The 16,744-nt window shown below is 60.0% G+C and carries 9 protein-coding genes; 8 read left to right on the top strand and 1 reads right to left on the bottom strand.

The window, feature by feature from the left end:
* Positions 1-32 precede the first annotated feature (32 nt).
* A complete protein-coding gene (locus tag ABNT42_RS00550; protein WP_348692578.1) occupies positions 33-2,381 on the bottom strand; it encodes a Tex family protein in 2,349 nt (782 codons plus the stop codon).
* Between the two features lie 218 nt (positions 2,382-2,599).
* Between ABNT42_RS00550 and ABNT42_RS00545 the strand changes: the two genes are divergently transcribed.
* The 8 genes from ABNT42_RS00545 to mlaE all read left to right on the top strand — a co-directional run bounded on the left by ABNT42_RS00545 (position 2,600) and on the right by mlaE (position 16,724).
* Positions 2,600-5,716, top strand: coding sequence for a DEAD/DEAH box helicase (locus tag ABNT42_RS00545; RefSeq protein WP_348692576.1), 3,117 nt, complete (start codon positions 2,600-2,602; stop codon positions 5,714-5,716).
* Positions 5,716-6,804: a HAMP domain-containing sensor histidine kinase gene (locus ABNT42_RS00540; protein ID WP_348692573.1), complete on the top strand. Its 1,089-nt coding sequence runs from the start codon at positions 5,716-5,718 to the stop codon at positions 6,802-6,804. The genes ABNT42_RS00545 and ABNT42_RS00540 overlap by 1 nt, the downstream gene beginning before the upstream one ends.
* A gap of 92 nt (positions 6,805-6,896) precedes the next feature.
* A complete protein-coding gene (locus ABNT42_RS00535; protein ID WP_348692570.1) occupies positions 6,897-7,577 on the top strand; it encodes a response regulator transcription factor in 681 nt (226 codons plus the stop codon).
* A gap of 109 nt (positions 7,578-7,686) precedes the next feature.
* On the top strand, positions 7,687-8,397 hold the full coding sequence (locus ABNT42_RS00530) for a transposase (RefSeq protein ID WP_348692568.1): 711 nt from the start codon (positions 7,687-7,689) through the stop codon (positions 8,395-8,397).
* 210 nt (positions 8,398-8,607) lie between these two features.
* A complete protein-coding gene (locus tag ABNT42_RS00525; RefSeq protein WP_348692567.1) occupies positions 8,608-13,317 on the top strand; it encodes a glutamate synthase-related protein in 4,710 nt (1,569 codons plus the stop codon).
* 44 nt (positions 13,318-13,361) lie between these two features.
* Positions 13,362-14,825 carry a glutamate synthase subunit beta gene (locus tag ABNT42_RS00520; RefSeq protein WP_348692565.1) on the top strand — a complete coding sequence of 488 codons (1,464 nt, stop codon included), beginning with the start codon at positions 13,362-13,364 and terminating at the stop codon, positions 14,823-14,825.
* A gap of 313 nt (positions 14,826-15,138) precedes the next feature.
* Positions 15,139-15,942: an ABC transporter ATP-binding protein gene (locus tag ABNT42_RS00515; RefSeq protein WP_161040803.1), complete on the top strand. Its 804-nt coding sequence runs from the start codon at positions 15,139-15,141 to the stop codon at positions 15,940-15,942.
* Positions 15,939-16,724: a lipid asymmetry maintenance ABC transporter permease subunit MlaE gene (gene mlaE / locus ABNT42_RS00510; protein WP_348692562.1), complete on the top strand. Its 786-nt coding sequence runs from the start codon at positions 15,939-15,941 to the stop codon at positions 16,722-16,724. The genes ABNT42_RS00515 and mlaE overlap by 4 nt, the downstream gene beginning before the upstream one ends.
* Positions 16,725-16,744: the final 20 nt, after the last annotated feature.

Below are 16,744 nucleotides of genomic sequence, written 5' to 3'. Positions count from 1 at the left end.
TTATAAGAAAATTCCCAAGGCCGTATTTTGCCTCAGGAGCGCAGCTTGGCGAAGGCCGCTGCCATGCTGCCTCCCAGCGGTTCGGCCTTGGCGGTCTGCTTGCTATGCTGGCCCATGCTGCGGCGGTCGTTGCGGTCGGCACGCTGCTGCGGATTGCTGCCGGCCACAGGCGCGCTGTCGCTCAGGCGCATGGTCAGGGCGATACGTTTGCGCTTGGCATCGACTTCCAGCACTTTCACTTTGACCACCTGCCCTGCCTTGACCACCGTATGCGGGTCTTTGACGAAGGTATTCGACAGCGCGGAAATGTGCACCAGACCATCCTGATGCACGCCGATATCGACAAACGCGCCGAACGCGGCCACGTTGGTGACCACGCCTTCGAGGATCATGTCGGGACGCAGGTCGCTGATTTCTTCCACCCCTTCCTTGAAGGTGGCGGTGGTGAATTCAGGACGGGGGTCGCGGCCCGGTTTTTCCAGTTCCTTCAGAATATCGCTGATGGTGGGCACACCGAACTGCTCGTCGGCATATTTGGCCGGTTGCAGCGTCTTGATCAGGCTGGTTTCACCGATCACCGCTTTGATGTCCTTGTTAATGTCGCGCAGTATTTTCTCTACCAGAGGGTAGGATTCCGGGTGCACGGCGGAAGCGTCCAGCGGATTCTCGCCGCCCATCACGCGCAGGAAGCCCGCGGCCTGCTCGAAAGTCTTGTCGCCCAGACGGGGCACAGCCTTCAGCGCCGCGCGGTTAGGGAAGGCGCCCTTGGCATCGCGGTAGTTGACGATGGCCTGCGCCACCGAGGCCGACAGGCCGGATACGCGCGTCAGCAGGGGCACCGACGCGGTGTTGACGTCGACACCGACGGCATTCACGCAATCTTCCACCACGGCATCCAGACTGCGCGCCAGCTGGGTTTGCGACACATCGTGCTGGTATTGGCCCACGCCGATAGATTTCGGGTCGATCTTCACCAGTTCCGCCAGCGGGTCCTGCAGGCGGCGGGCAATCGAGACGGCGCCGCGCAGCGACACATCCATGTCCGGCAGTTCGCGCGAGGCGAATTCCGAAGCCGAATACACCGACGCGCCTGCTTCCGACACGACGATCTTGTTCATCTTCTGTTCCGGATACAGCTTGATCAGTTCCTGCGCCAGCTTGTCGGTTTCGCGCGAAGCCGTGCCGTTACCGATGGAGATCAGGGAAACCTTGTGCTTGATGGCCAGCTGGCCCAGCGTGTGCAGGGAACCGTGCCAGTCGTTCTTGGGCTGGTGCGGGTAGATCACGGCCGTATCGACCACCTTGCCGGTGGCATCGACCACCGCCACTTTGACCCCCGTACGCAGGCCCGGGTCCAGCCCCATGGTGGCACGCTGGCCAGCCGGAGCGGCCAGCAGCAGGGCTTTCAGATTGGTGGCGAACACATTGATGGCCGACTGTTCAGCCGCTTCGCGCAGTGCCCCCATCAGTTCCGTTTCCAGATGCATAAAGCTTTTCACGCGCCAGGTCCAGCGTGCCGTATCGCACAGCCATTTGTCGGCCGGACGGCCCGCCTGTTTGATGCCGAAGCGAGCCGCGATGCGGCTTTCGCACGGGTTGTGCGGCGCATCCCATTTCGGTTTTTCTGCTTCGGTATCAAGCCGCAGGATCACATCCAGCATGCCTTCGCGGCGGCCGCGCAGCAGGGCCAGCGCACGGTGCGAAGGAATGCTGCTGAGGTTTTCCGAATAGTCGAAATAGTCGGCGAATTTTTCGCCTTCTTCCTGCTTGCCTTCCACTACCTTGGATTCAACAATGCCGTGCTCCTGCACGTATTCGCGCAAGGATTGCAGCAGGGTGGCATCTTCGGCAAAGCGTTCCATCAGAATCTGGCGCGCGCCGTCCAGTGCGGCCTTGTTGTCGGCCACGCCGGGATTGTTGCCATCGGCCGATTCAAACGGTGCGCGCAGGTATTTGCCCGCTTCCACTTCCGGATCGAGTTCGGGATTGCCCAGCAGACTCTCGGCCAGCGGTGCCAGCCCTGCTTCGATGGCGATCTGCGCCTTGGTGCGGCGTTTTGGCTTGTAGGGCAGATACAGGTCTTCCAGCCGGGTCTTGTCTTCCGCGTGCATGACGGCGTCGAGCAGTTCCGGCGTCATCTTGTTCTGTTCGGTAATCGAGGCAATGATGGCGGTGCGGCGGTCTTCCAGTTCGCGCAGATAGCGCAGCCGTTCTTCCAGCAGACGCAGCTGGGTATCATCGAGTCCGCCCGTCACTTCCTTACGGTAGCGGGCAATAAACGGCACGGTAGCGCCTTCGTCGAGCAGGGCGACGGCGGCAGCAACCTGGTGGGCTTTGCAGTTGAGTTCAGTGGCAAGACGTTGTTCGATGGTAGGCAGCATGGACGGTATTCCTCAGCAATCAAGCTCGGAATGATACGCAATCGGCGCGAATCTGCCAGTCTTGACAGCCTGCGGGGTCTGTGAACCCGTTGCGTTCCGGGTGCATGAGTGCACGAAAAAACGGGTAAATATGAAGAATCCGCAAACACGGAAGCGCGTATGACGGATAATATTGCCTGTTGCTGTTTTTGAACTATCTTTGACCAACAATGCGACCCATGGATTTAACCCGCGACGACGCCCCTGCTGCTCCCGCTGCACCTGCGCGCCCTGCGCCGCCTGCGAATCAATTGTCGTACGCTGTGGCCACCTGGCTGCAGCGGGTGGATGCGGCAGCGCATCCCAAGGCCAAATTGAATGTTGCGCCGCCCGATGCGGACCCCAAGCTTTCTGCACATAAACTGATTTACGTGATGGCGCCCACCAGTGGTGGCCGCCATGTGGCGCTGTGCCTGTACAAGGCGCGCCTGAAGCCGAATGGCGATGTGGCTGCGGCCAGCCCCGTCAGCGAAATTTTCTCGCTGCTGTCGGCGCCGCCCAGCTTCCTCACGCCCGGCGATGAAGATCTGATCCGTTTCTTTGTGGCCATGCGCAGCGGTGCCAGTTCGCAGACAGGTTCGGCCACCGAGCCGCGCGGCAAGATCGGCGCGGCGCTGCTGAATATGCTGGCCGAGCAGGATAAATTGCTGTGGGCAAATTCGTGGGCCGATGTGGGCAATGGTCTGGTGTATCCCCTGAAAGGCGGGGTGATGCGCGAGGCCCATCTGGCGTGGCGCGAAGAAGGCAAGGGTTTGCGGCTGGGCTGGCAGGTGCAGGCGCCACCGAATGCGCGCCATAGCGGTGCCGATCAGGTCGACTACATGCTGCCCACCGATCCGCCATGGTATATCGATAATCTGTCCTGCGGCGTGCTGCAGCTGAATCAGGGCGGCGCCCAGATTCCGCTGGCCGATCTGCAGGCACTGGTGGCGCAGGCGCCACTGCTGACCAGTAATGACAAGCTGCGCGTATCGCAGTTGCTGCTGGCTCATGGTCTGCAGCAGCTGATGCCGCTGCCACAGCCTTTGCCGCAGCGACTGCGCGACGATGTGCTGCCCCGTCCCGTGCTGACGCTGGACGCGGCCATGCTGGCCGATGGTTCTATCCAGCGCTGGCATGACTTTGCCGTGCTGTCCTTCGATTACGATGGCGAACGGGTGTCGTTCGATCCTTCCCAGCGCGTGGTGCGCCAGAAAGGCGAAGTGACGGAAGTTATCCAGCGTAACGAAGCGGCGGAAGCGGCTGCGCTGACGCTGCTGGAAGAACGCGCGTTTGCCGCGCCGACTACTTTGCCACTGAGCAGCGTCAAAGGCGGATTGTTGCTGCCGACGCAAGCGGAATGGATACGTTTTGGTCGTGACGGCATCGCTGATCTGCGTGCTGCCGGCTGGAAGATCGAGAAGACCGTCAAATACCGCTACGACCTGACGGAAGTGGGCGACTGGTTCGCCGAAGTGGAACAGGATACCAGCGAAGGGGGCCATGCCTGGTTCGAGCTGGAGCTGGGCATCAACGTGGAGCAGGAACGGATTTCCCTGCTGCCATTGCTGGTGCAGCTGATCCGCAATGCGCCCAACGATTTCGCTCCCAAAGTCATTGCCCAGCATGGCGAGGAAGACCAGATGCTGGCCGTGCTGGCCGATGGCCGCCGCGTGGCGCTGCCATGGGCACGCGTGCGCCCCATCCTGAATACGCTGGGCGAACTGTATTTCAGCGACAAGATCAAACCGACCCTGCGCATGACCAGCCTCGATGCGGCCCGTCTCGACGAACTGGCCCGTTCGGTGGACATGGCGTGGACGGGCGGTGAAGAGTTGCGCGAAATGGGCGCGCGCCTGAACCAGTTCGGTGCTATCAAGCGTATCGCCACGCCGGCCGGCCTGCAGGCCACGCTGCGCGACTACCAGACCGATGGTCTGTCTTGGATGCAGTTCCTGCGTGAATATGGCTTCGGCGGCATACTGGCCGACGATATGGGTCTGGGCAAAACGGTACAGACGCTGGCCCACATTCTGGTGGAAAAAGAGGCGGGCCGCCTGACGGCACCGGCTCTGGTGATTGCGCCGACTAGCCTGATGGGCAACTGGCAGGAAGAAGCGGCCCGTTTTGCGCCCGGCCTGCGCGTGTTGCTGCTGCAAGGCAAGGAGCGCATGGGCCAGTTCGACCAGATCGCCGAAGCAGATCTGGTGCTGACCACCTATGCCCTGCTGCCCCGTGACGAGGAAAAACTGCGCGAGCACGATTTCCATCTGGTCATTCTGGACGAATCGCACTACATCAAGAACACCCGCAGCAAAGCGGCCCAGAGTGCCGGCTTGCTGAAAGCGCGCCACCGTCTGTGCCTGTCCGGCACGCCGCTGGAAAACCATCTGGGCGAACTGTGGTCGCAATTCCACTTCTTGCTGCCCGGTCTGCTGGGCGACGAAAAAGGCTTCAACACGGTATTCCGTCATCCGATCGAACGGCAGGATGATCCGCTGCGACGTGCCCTGCTGAACCGCCGCATCAAGCCTTTCCTGCTGCGCCGGACCAAGGACCACGTGGCCAAGGAACTGCCGCCGAAAACGGAAATGGTGCGCAAGGTGGAACTCACGGGCGCCCAGCGCGACCTGTACGAAACCGTGCGGCTGGCGATGGACCAGAAGGTGCGCGAGGAAATCGACCGCAAGGGCGTGGCGCGCAGCCAGATCGTGATACTGGAAGCGCTGCTCAAGCTGCGGCAGGTGTGCTGCGATCCGCGGCTGGTGAAGTCGCTGACCGGCAAGAAATCGGTAGCACCGTCGGCCAAGCTGGTCGACCTGATGCAGATGGTCGAGGACTTGCTGGAAGAAAAACGCAAAATCCTCGTGTTCTCGCAGTTCACCAGCATGCTCGAACTGATACAGGAAGAACTCGACGAGCGCGATATTCCGTATGCACTGCTGACCGGCGACACCAAAGACCGTAGCGCGCAAGTGGCAGCATTCCAGCAGGGCGCTGTGCCGATCTTCCTGATCAGCCTGAAGGCGGGCGGGGTGGGTCTGAACCTGACGGCAGCCGATACCGTGATCCACTACGATCCGTGGTGGAATCCTGCGGCGGAAAATCAGGCCACCGACCGGGCATGGCGTATCGGTCAGGACAAGCCGGTGTTTGTGTATAAGCTGATCGCCAAAGGCACGCTGGAAGAGAAGATACAGGTACTGCAGCAGAAGAAATCCGATCTGGCCCAGTCGATACTGGCGGAAGGCGAGTCGCAGAAGATGGCACTGACGCAGGAAGACCTGCAGCAGATCTTTGCGCCGCTGGTGGAATAATGACCGCCCCTGCCGAACTGGAGGCCGCTCTGGCGGCAGCGCAGGCCGAGTTGCAGCGCTGCCGTGAATGGCTGGCCTATAGCGAGGAAGCCAGTTTTATTGCCGACGCCACGGGGCTGCTCTGGCTCAGCCCGGCCTGTGAACGCCAGTTCGGCTACACGCTGGCCAGTGCGCAGGCGCTGGCTGCGCCGCTGCTGGCCGCCTTGCCGGCGCGGCTGGCCCGTTATGCCAGCGGCGATGCCACGCGCTGGCAATTACGGCGCGAACTGCAACTGGCGCATGCCGACGGCCAGCCCCTAGCACTCGAAATCACCACCACCTTGCTGCCCGAAGCGGATGGCACGCTACGCCGCATCCACGGTATCGTGCGCGACCTGACGGCAGCCCATGCGCTGGCCGTGCAGCAGAAACAGTTCACCTCCATGCTGTCGCACGAATTCCGTACGCCGCTGGCGGTGATCGATGGCGCCGCCCAATTGCTGGAAATGACGGGCAGCAGCCACGACGAGGGCACCCGTAAGCGTTATCGCAAGATCCAGACGGCGGCCGACCGCCTGCTGGCGCTGGTAGACGAGCATCTGACGCCGCAGCGCATGGCCGAAATCGGCCGCGAGCGCCAGCCTGATCAGGTGGCGCCCGCGAGTTTGCTACAGGCTGCCGTGCAGCAGGCGGTGAGCCGGCGCAGCGGCATTACGCTGGAACTAGGCAATTTGCCCGCGCAGATGCGCTGCGATCCGGCCGGGATGCGGCTCTGCCTCGATATCCTGCTCGACAATGCCGTCAAGTACACGCCAGCCGCTACGGCGATCGAGGTGACAGGCCGCATGGCCGGCGGCGGCGGACTGGAACTGCTGGTACGCGACCATGGCGCCGGTGTGGCCGAGAGCGAACTGGGGCAGATTTTCCAGAAAGCGTATCGCGGAAACAACGCTGCGGCGGTGGCCGGTTCGGGGCTGGGCTTGTACATGGCCAGTGCAGTCATCGAGGTACACGGTGGTACGCTGACGGCGCGCTATGCGCAGGGCGGGGGAATGGAATTCCGTATTTGGTTGCCAATTGCTAGTGAGACAGGGAAAGTTCTTGCTTAGTAAGGTTGCAGCAGTGATAATTCCTAAACGCAAGCTAATCTGGCAGGGCGGGGCTGGGCACGTTGCTCAGAATTAGAACTCATGGCGCATCAATGACGCAGATACTCATCGTAGAAGACAATCTGGACTATGCCGAAGAAATGGCAGAGTTTCTGGTTGAGCTCAAGCATGAAGTGCGCATCACCAACAGCGCCAGCGATATGTGGTCGGCCCTGAGCCACGGCAATGTGGGCGTGGTGGTGCTCGATCTGGGCCTGCCTGATGAAGACGGCTTCAACGTGATTCCCCGCATGCGCCAGCTGTATCCGCAGATCGGCCTGCTGGTGCTGACGGGCCGCGTGGCCTTCGATAACCGCATACTGGGCCTGCGTCTGGGCGCCGACCATTATCTGACCAAACCTATCAAATTCCCCGAACTGGCAGCCCATATCGAGGCGCTCAACCGCCGCGTGGGGCCGCAGGAAACCGCGCCCGTGGTCAGCAAGTGGACGCTGCATGTCAGTGGCCGCAAGCTGGAACTGGAAGGCACCATCATCGGCCTGACGGAAAAAGAGTGCAATTTCCTCCATCTGCTGACCATCAATACCCGGCCTGTGCCGCGTCAGGTCATTGTGGCCGGTATCGGTGGCGACGATCCCGATGCGGGACGGCGCGTGGATATGCTGGTCTACCGCCTGCGCAAGAAAGCCCGTACGGGACTGGGGCAGGATCTGCCGCTGCGCAGCGCCTATGGCGAAGGCTATAGCCTGTCGGCCAGTTTCAACCTTTCCTAAGCCTCCCTGCCTAAATAGGGACAGAGTCGCGCCGATTTTTTCAATTGGAAAAATAATCGGGGACAGAGTGGTGTAAAATCCCTGCATACCCACTCTGGAGCACTGCTTGATGGCCCGCTTACCGCGCCTGATCGTGCCCGGCCAGCCTCACCATGTGATTCAGACCGGCAATAACGATCAGCTGATATTCCGCGACACTGACGATTACCAGACTTTTCTGGGCTGGCTGCGCACGGCCGCTAAAAACTACAAGGTGGCCATCCACGCTTATGTGCTGATGCCGAATCACCTGCATCTGCTGGCCACGCCGGCTGATGAGCAGGGGCTGGGCCAGATGATGCAGTGGATAGGCCGCTATTACGTGCCCTATTTCAACCAGAAATATGGCCGTGGCGGCACTTTATGGAATGGCCGCTACAAAACTTCGCTGATCGATGCCGAGCAGTATTTCATGGCGACCTGCCGCTACATCGAGTTCAACCCTGTGCGCAATGGCATGGTGGCGCGGGCGCAGGATTATCCATGGTCCAGTTTCGGCCACCATGCCGGTTTGCGCGCCGACGGCCTGATTATCGACCACGCCCGCTTCTGGCAGCTAGGCAATACCCCGTTCGAGCGCGAAGCGGCCTATCTGGCCCTGTCCGAGCCGGCACTGAGCGCGGACGAAGTGGCGCATATCTCCAAAGCACTGCTGAAAGGCTGGCCGCTGGGTTCCGAGCAGTTCAAGCTTACGCTGCAGCAGCGGGTCAAGCGGCAGGTGCTGCCGGCGAAACGAGGCCGACCATTCAAGCTTAGTCCAAAAGAAGAAAATCCCGAATAATCCGGCGCTAGACCTTACGTGCGCCAAGTAAACCACCACGAAATCGCAAATTTCGTGGTTTTTTATTAGATCGCACCACTCTGTCCCTATTTAAATTTTTCAGCATCTTTTAAAAAATTAATTCGACTCCGACCCTAATTTTTCTTGTTGAGTTTTCTGCTGCATTGCACTACTCTAGTTTTTCGTTAGTCAAATTGCAGTGGAGAACTCATGAAAGCCCAAGGTCTGTACGATCCGTCCAATGAACATGACGCCTGTGGCGTCGGTTTCGTCGCCCATATCAAGGGCAATAAGAGCCACTCCATTGTGGAACAGGGTCTGCTGATCCTGAAAAACCTCGATCACCGGGGTGCCGTGGGCGCGGACGCGCTGATGGGTGACGGCGCCGGTATCCTGATCCAGATTCCGGACCAGTACTATCGCGACGAAATGGCCAAGCAGGGCGTGGAACTGCCGCCACCGGGCGAATATGGCGTGGGTATGGTGTTCCTGCCGAAAGAGAACGCTTCGCGTATCGCCTGCGAACAGGAAATCGAGCGCGCCGTGCGCGCCGAAGGTCAGGTAGTACTTGGCTGGCGTAATGTGCCGGTCGACAGCGACATGCCGATGTCGCCTACCGTGCGCGCCAAAGAACCAGTGATCCGCCAGATCTTCATTGGCCGTGGCGCCGACATCATGGTGACCGATGCGCTCGAGCGCAAACTGTATGTGATCCGTAAATCGTCGGGCCACGCAATTCAGGCTCTGAAACTGATCCACGGTAAAGAATTCTTCGTGGCCTCGATGTCGGCCCGTACCATCGTCTATAAAGGCCTGCTGCTGGCCGATCAGGTTGGCGTGTACTACAAAGACCTGCAGGATGCCCGCTGCATCTCCGCTCTGGCACTGGTGCACCAGCGCTTCTCCACCAATACCTTCCCTGAGTGGCCGCTGGCTCACCCATACCGTCTGCTGGCCCACAACGGCGAGATCAACACGGTAAAAGGTAACTTCAACTGGATGCGCGCCCGTGAAGGCGTGATGAAATCGGCCGTGCTGGGTGACGATCTGTCCAAGCTGTTCCCGCTGATTTACGAAGGCCAGTCCGACACCGCCTGCTTCGATAACGCGCTGGAACTTCTGCTGATGGCAGGCTACCCTATCGCCCAGGCGATGATGATGATGATTCCGGAAGCGTGGGAAAACCACGGCACCATGGATGACAACCGTCGCGCCTTCTACGAATACCACGCTGCCATGATGGAACCATGGGACGGCCCTGCCGCCATGGCCTTCACCGATGGCCGCTATATCGGCGGTACGCTGGACCGTAACGGTCTGCGCCCTGCGCGCTACATCGTCACCGACGACGATCTGGTGGTGATGGCGTCGGAATCGGGCGTGCTGCCGATTCCTGAATCGAAAATCATCCAGAAATGGCGTCTGCAGCCGGGCAAAATGTTCCTGATCGATCTGGAAGCCGGCCGCATCATCGACGACAAGGAACTCAAAGATACCTACGCTAACGCCAAGCCCTACAAGGCATGGATTAACGCCGTACGGATCAAACTCAATGAAATCAAGCTGAGCGAAAGCCAGCTGGCGGTGAACCGCGTCAAGTACAGCGCTGCGCCGGGCGAAAAAGCCGTGGCTTCCGTGCTGGATCGCCAGCAGGCCTTCGGCTACACCCAGGAAGACCTGAAATTCGTGCTGGCGCCGATGGCGACCAACGGCGAAGAAGCCACCGGCTCGATGGGTAATGACTCGCCGCTGGCCGTCATGTCCAACAAGCTGAAACCGCTGTACAACTACTTCAAACAGCTGTTCGCGCAGGTAACCAATCCGCCGATCGACCCGATCCGCGAAGCCATGGTGATGTCGCTGGTGTCCTTCATCGGCCCGAAACCTAACCTGCTCGATACCAACAACGTCAACCCGCCTATGCGTCTCGAAGTAGCGCAGCCAGTGCTGGGCTTCGACGATATGGCACGTCTGCGCGGCATCAGCCAGCACACGGGCGGCAAGTTCAAATCGTATGAACTGAATATCTGCTACCCGCTGGCTTGGGGCAAAGAAGGCGTGGAAGCCTGCCTCGCTTCGCTGTGCGCAGAAGCGGTGGACGCCGTCAAATCGGGCCACAACATCCTGATCGTGACCGACCGTTCGGTGGCGGCTGACCGCGTGGCGATTCCAGCCCTGCTGGCCACCTCCACCATCCACCAGCATCTGGTCAGCAAAGGCCTGCGTGCTTCTACCGGTCTGGTAGTGGAAACCGGTTCTGCCCGCGAAACCCACCACTTCGCACTGCTGGCCGGCTATGGCGCCGAAGCGATCCACCCTTACCTGGCGATGGAAACTCTGGCCGAAATGGCACCGGGCCTGCCGGGCGATGTGAGCGCCGAACAAGCTGTCTACAACTACACCAAAGCCATCGGCAAAGGCCTGATGAAGGTGATGTCGAAGATGGGTATTTCCACCTATATGTCCTACTGCGGCGCGCAGATCTTCGAAGCCGTTGGTCTGAATAAATCGCTGGTGAACAAATACTTCCGCGGCACCGCTTCGAATGTCGAAGGTATCGGTGTGTTCGAAGTGGCCGAAGAAGCGCTGCGCCTGCACCATCTGGCTTTCGGCAACGACCCTGTGCTGGCCGATAAGCTGGACGCGGGCGGCGAATATGCGTTCCGTGTACGCGGTGAAGACCACCTGTGGACGCCGGATGCAATCGCCAAGCTGCAGCATTCGACCCGTAGCAACAACTACAACAGCTACAAAGAATACGCCCAGATCATCAACGATCAGAGCAAGCGTCACCTGACGCTGCGCGGCCTGTTCGAGTTCAAGATCGATCCGACCAAGGCGATCCCGCTGGATGAAGTGGAACCAGCCAAGGAAATCGTCAAGCGTTTCGCCACCGGTGCAATGTCGATGGGTTCCATTTCGACCGAAGCCCACGCGACGCTGGCCGTGGCCATGAACCGTATCGGCGGCAAGTCGAACACGGGTGAAGGCGGCGAAGATCCATCGCGCTACACCATGGATCTGAAAGGCATCAAGATCAAGCAGGGCGAAACCATGGCTAGCGTCATGGGCAAAGAGCAGATGGTGGTCGACATTCCGCTGCAGGAAGGCGATTCGCTGCGTTCGCGCATTAAGCAGGTGGCTTCGGGCCGCTTCGGTGTGACCGCGGCCTACCTGAACTCCGCTGACCAGATCCAGATCAAAATGGCACAGGGCGCCAAGCCCGGTGAAGGTGGCCAGCTGCCGGGCCACAAAGTGTCGGAATACATCGCGACGCTGCGCTTCTCCGTGCCGGGCGTGGGTCTGATCTCGCCGCCACCGCACCACGACATCTACTCGATCGAAGACCTGGCCCAGCTGATTCACGATCTGAAGAACGCCAATCCGCGCGCTTCGATCTCCGTCAAGCTGGTATCGGAAGTGGGTATCGGTACCGTGGCTGCCGGTGTCACCAAGGCCAAGGCCGACCACGTGGTGGTAGCCGGCCATGACGGCGGTACCGGTGCTTCGCCGCTGTCGTCGGTGAAACACGCTGGTACGCCATGGGAACTGGGTCTGGCTGAAACCCAGCAGACGCTGGTGCTCAACGGTCTGCGTAGCCGTATCCGCGTTCAGGCCGACGGCCAGATGCGTACCGGCCGCGACGTGGTCATCGCCGCCATGCTGGGCGCCGACGAAATCGGCTTCGCCACCGCACCGCTGGTGGTAGAAGGCTGCATCATGATGCGCAAGTGCCACCTGAATACCTGCCCGGTCGGCGTTGCGACCCAGGATCCGGTGCTGCGCGCCAAGTTCTCCGGCAAGCCTGAGTACGTGGTCAACTACTTCTTCTTCGTAGCCGAAGAAGCGCGTCAGCTGATGGCGCAACTGGGTATCCGTACCTACGACGAACTGATCGGCCGCGTTGATCTGCTGGACAAATCGAAAGCCATCTCGCACTGGAAAGCGCAAGGTCTGGACTTCAGCAGCATCTTCTACGCACCGCAAGTGCCGAACGGCGATTCGATCTATCACACGATGGAACAGGATCACGGTCTGGACAAGGCGCTCGATCACAAGCTGATCGCGCAAGCCAAGGCTGCGCTGGAAAAAGGCGAGCGCGTATCGTTCATCTCGCCAGTGAAGAACCTGAACCGCACCGTGGGCACCATGCTGTCGGGCGAAGTGGCCAAGCGTTATGGTCATGCCGGTCTGCCGGATGACACCATCCACATCCAGCTGCAAGGTACGGCGGGTCAGTCGGCCTGCGCCTTCCTGGCACACGGTATCACCATCGATCTGGTGGGCGAGGGTAACGACTACGTGGGTAAAGGTCTGTCCGGTGGCCGCATCATCGTGCGTCCGAACACCGAGTTCCGTGGCTGGGCCGTCAACAACATCATCATCGGTAACACCGTGCTGTACGGCGCGATCGCTGGTGAAGCCTTCTTCAACGGCGTGGCCGGCGAGCGTTTCGCTGTGCGTAACTCGGGTGCTACCGCCATCGTCGAAGGTACCGGCGACCACGGTTGCGAGTACATGACGGGCGGTACCGTCGTGGTACTGGGCAGCACGGGCCGTAACTTCGCCGCCGGTATGTCGGGTGGCGTGGCCTATGTGTACGATCCGGACGGCGATTTCGCCAGCCGCTGCAACACCTCCATGGTGTCGCTGGAGCCGGTGCTGTCGGCCAAAGAGCAGGATGCTCATGCCGCCACCTTCCATATCCAGCACAAGGATAACGGTCGTGAAGCGGATGAAGTGATCCTCAAGCGTCTGATCGAGCGTCACTTCAAGCACACCGGCAGCACGCGTGCCCGCCTGTTGCTGGATAACTGGGCCGAAGGCCGCAGCAAGTTCGTCAAGGTCTTCCCTAACGAATACAAACGGGCGCTGGCAGAAATGGCCGAACTGGCCGCCGCGCAACCGATTGCTGCCTGATTCACCGGCACAGACTGCAGACAGAACATATTTAAGGAACTATCGTGGGTAAAATCACCGGCTTTATGGAATTCCAGCGTCAGGACGAAGGCTATCTGCCACCTGCTACGCGCCTGAAAAACTATGCTGAATTTGTCATTCCGCTGACCAAGGAACAGGCCACCATCCAGGGCGCACGCTGCATGGACTGCGGCATCCCGTTCTGCAACAACGGCTGCCCCGTCAACAACATCATCCCTGACTGGAATGATCTGGTGTATCGCGGTAACTACCGCGAAGCGCTGGAAACCCTGCACTCGACCAATAACTTCCCCGAGTTTACCGGCCGTATCTGCCCGGCACCGTGCGAGGCGGCCTGTACGCTGGGCATCCACGAAGCACCGGTGGGCATCAAGTCGATCGAGCACAAGATCATCGACGAAGGCTGGGAACACGGCTGGGTGACGCCACAGGTCGCTGCCGTTAAAACGGGCAAGAAAGTGGCCGTGGTCGGCTCCGGTCCTGCCGGTCTGGCCGCTGCCCAGCAGCTGGCGCGCGCCGGTCACGCCGTGACCGTGTTCGAAAAGAGCGATCGCGTCGGTGGTCTGCTGCGTTACGGCATTCCTGACTTCAAGCTGGAAAAATCGCATATCGACCGCCGTGTCGAGCAGATGCAGGCCGAAGGCGTGGTATTCCGCACCAGCGTGCTGGTGGGTAAAGATTTCCCTGCCAACGTCAACAACTGGGCCAAGGAAACCATCTTCCCTGAAGATCTGGAAAAAGACTTCGACGCCGTGGTGCTGGCCGGTGGTGCCGAGCAGCCGCGTGACCTGCCGGTACCGGGCCGCGAACTGAAAGGCGTGCACTTCGCCATGGACTTCCTGCCCCAGCAGAACAAGGTCAATGCAGGCGACAAGGTGAAAGACCAGATCAAAGCCACCGGCAAGCACGTGGTGGTGATCGGCGGCGGTGACACGGGTTCCGACTGCGTGGGCACTTCCAACCGTCATGGCGCCGCTTCGGTAACCCAGTTCGAACTGATGCCTATGCCGCCTGAGCAGGAAAACAAGCCGCTGGTGTGGCCTTACTGGCCAACCAAGCTGCGCACTTCCTCGTCGCACGACGAAGGTTGCTCGCGTGACTGGGCGGTGGCGACCAAGCGTCTGGAAGGCAAAGGCGGCAAAGTCGAGAAGCTGATCGCCTGCCGCGTCGAGTGGAAAGACGGCAAGATGACCGAAGTCGAAGGTTCCGAGTTCGAAATGAAGGCCGATCTGGTCTTGCTGGCGATGGGCTTTGTGTCGCCAGTGGCCAACGTGCTGGAAGCCTTCGGTGTTGACAAAGATGCACGTGGTAACGCCAAAGCCAGCACCGACGGTGCCGGCTGCTACCTGACCAACGTGCCTAAAGTATTTGCCGCCGGCGACGTACGCCGCGGCCAGTCGCTGGTGGTGTGGGCGATCCGCGAGGGTCGTCAGTGCGCCCGTGCGGTTGACGAGTTCCTGATGGGTAGTTCGGTACTGCCGCGCTAATTAGCAAAACTTTACCGCTTCGTTCCCACCGGTGGTGTACGGGTGATCCCCGCAGCCACCGGTTTTTTTTATCTTGCGCTGGTGTTTCCAACAATATTACGCGCGCTGGATCGTCGGCACTGGACGACTGACGCAGTCTTCTAGTGCGGTGCAGCAATGTAACATTTGATGTCAGGTGTAAATTGCTGACTTGAGATTCATTAATGTTGTATTATCTGCCATTTGGTGGGCCTCGCCAGCCCGTTCAGGGGTGCGTCAGCAGACTAAGTCCTTTCTGAACTACAATACGGCATTAAAAACAATGAGTTCTGACGTGTCCAATCTTGTCGAAATCCGTGATTTACACTTTGCATACGGGAAGCGCGCGATCCTTTCGGGCCTGCAGATGGACTTCCCGCGTGGTAAGGTGGTGGCCGTCATGGGCGGCTCCGGTAGCGGCAAGACCACGGTACTGCGCCTGATCGGCGGCCAGTTGCGGCCCCAGCGCGGCCATGTAAAGGTGCACGGTCAGATCGTGCATCAGTTAAATACTGCCGGTCTGTATCTGTTGCGCCGCAAAATGGGCATGCTGTTCCAGCATGGCGCCCTGTTTACCGACCTGACCGTGTTCGAAAACGTGGCGTTTCCCCTGCGCGAACATACCGATCTGCCGGAAGAGCTGATCCGCAATCTGGTGCTGATGAAGCTGCACGCGGTCGGCCTGCGTAATGCTGCCAAACTCAAACCGGGCGAGATTTCCGGTGGTATGGCACGCCGTGTGGCGCTGGCCCGTTCCATCGCGCTCGATCCGGAACTGATTATGTATGACGAACCGTTTGCCGGTCTGGACCCGATCTCGATGGGCGTGACCGCCAATCTGATCCGCAACCTGAATACGGCGCTCGGTTCCACCACGGTGCTGGTGTCGCACGATGTGAAAGAGTGCTTCGCTATCGCTGACTATGTTTACTTCTTATCCCAAGGCAAGATCGTCGCCCATGGCACGCCGGACGAGATGATGGTCTCGACCGATCCGTACGTGAAGCAGTTCGTCAATGCCGAAGCCGATGGTCCGGTGCCCTTCCACTACCCCGGCAAATCGCTGGCCGATGATCTGGGTCTGGGAGCACAGGCATGAGAATACACAACGGTTTATCCAAGCTGGGCGCCACCCTGCGCGACTACATCGAGAGCATAGGCTATGGCGCCCGTACTTTCTTCAATGTGCTGAAAGTGTCGCCCGGCCTGCTCAAGCGGCCGAGTCTGATCATTGAGCAGTTGCACTTCATCGGCAATTATTCGATGCTGATCATTACCCTGTCCGGCCTGTTCGTCGGCATGGTGCTGGGTCTGCAGGGTTATTACACGCTGAACAAGTACGGCGCGGAACAGTCGCTGGGCCTGCTGGTGGCGCTGGGTCTGAGCCGCGAACTGGGCCCCGTGATTACGGCGCTGCTGTTTGCCGGCCGTGCCGGTACCTCGCTGACAGCCGAAATCGGTCTGATGAAGGCGGGCGAGCAACTGTCGGCCATGGAAATGATGGCGGTGAATCCTATCCAGCGCGTGCTGGCCCCCCGCTTCTGGGCCGGCGTGATTTCCGTGCCGCTGCTGGCTTCCGTGTTCAGCGCGGTGGGCGTGTTCGGAGGCTATCTGGTCGGCGTGCAGCTGATCGGGGTGGATAACGGCGCGTTCTGGTCGCAGATGCAGGATGGTGTGGATATCTGGAAAGATATCTACAACGGTTTCGCCAAGAGCGTGGTGTTCGGCATTGCCATCACCTTTATCGCGCTGTATCAGGGCTACGAGGCCCAGCCTACGCCGGAAGATGTGGCGCGCGCCACCACCCGTACCGTGGTGATCTCGTCGCTGATGATCTGGTGGCTGGATTTCATGATGACGGCGCTGATGTTCAGCAAATAAGCAGGGCAGGTGCTAGCGAC

Origin of the sequence: Duganella fentianensis (genome assembly GCF_964031615.1) — a bacterium.
Lineage (GTDB): Bacteria > Pseudomonadota > Gammaproteobacteria > Burkholderiales > Burkholderiaceae_D > Rugamonas > Rugamonas fentianensis_A.
This window is presented reverse-complemented; position numbering and strand designations above follow the sequence as displayed.